The organism is Paludisphaera soli (assembly GCF_011064595.1).
Lineage (GTDB): Bacteria > Planctomycetota > Planctomycetia > Isosphaerales > Isosphaeraceae > Paludisphaera > Paludisphaera soli.
This window is the reverse complement of record NZ_JAALJI010000131.1, coordinates 1-780: the sequence shown is the minus strand read 5'-3', so window position 1 is coordinate 780 and position 780 is coordinate 1. Positions and strand designations below refer to the sequence as shown.

General features: G+C 71.8%; 3 protein-coding genes. All 3 read left to right on the top strand.

The genetic code is table 11. The features are described 5' to 3' along the window. Nucleotides 1-122: 122 nt before the first annotated feature. Entirely contained in the window at nucleotides 123-320 is a 198-nt protein-coding gene (locus G6O68_RS31970; RefSeq protein WP_165253828.1) for a hypothetical protein, read from the top strand. Further along, a complete protein-coding gene (locus G6O68_RS31965) occupies nucleotides 317-535 on the top strand; it encodes a helix-turn-helix transcriptional regulator (RefSeq protein ID WP_165253826.1) in 219 nt (72 codons plus the stop codon). The genes G6O68_RS31970 and G6O68_RS31965 overlap by 4 nt, the downstream gene beginning before the upstream one ends. Further along, nucleotides 532-780, top strand: a 249-nt coding sequence (locus G6O68_RS31960; RefSeq protein WP_165253824.1) for a hypothetical protein, incomplete at its 3' end; no start/stop codon positions are given. The genes G6O68_RS31965 and G6O68_RS31960, both read left to right, overlap by 4 nt.

The window sequence follows — 780 nt, the reverse complement described above, 5'->3', positions numbered from 1 at the left end:
CTCGCGGCATTCTTTTCAGGGTTTCACGCCGCCTCGGGGTTCTCACACGGTTCACAAGCCCCCCGATACTACGGGACGCCGCAACGGTGCGTCGGCCCCGAGTTGTCGTCGGGAGTGAGCCCATGCCGAAGCCTGAACGACCGGACGCCTTCCGGCCCGAAGAATCGCCGATCCTCTGGTTCGGAGAGATGCTGTTGGCCGTCGATCGCGGCGACTTCGACCGCGCGGCGGAATGCCAACGCGAGCTGACCCGCCTCGGGTGGCGTGTGGACCGCCGCAAGCCCCGCCAGGCCCCCCGCCGGGTAGGGGGTGGCTGTTGAACGCCATCCCCCACCCCGACGCCGCCCCGCCAGCGGTGGATCGCCTGACGTATCGGCTGGACGAGGTGGCCGCCGCCCTCGGGGTGAGCCGCCGCACGATCGAGCGCGAGAGAAGCGCGGGCCGGTTCCCGAGGCCCGACCTGCGCATCGGCAAGTCGCCGCTCTGGACGCGAGAAAGCCTCGTGCGCTGGATCGCGGAAGGGGGTGGTTCTTGACCATGCCCGCATACGACGCCTGGGTTCTCGCCCGGCTGCGGTCCGGCCAGCCTGCGGACGGCGAGCCGGACGACATGGCCGAACGATTCAAGCCCATCGCCGCGACTCTGGCCGTGCTGCCCGTCGAGGGGCGCGGGGCCGCATGGTCCGGCTGGCTGGCCGGTCAGGCCGATCGGGACGCCCTCAATCGAGCCGTGGCCGAAGCCGACCCGCTGGGGCCGCGACCGGACCCGAGCGGGCCCGAG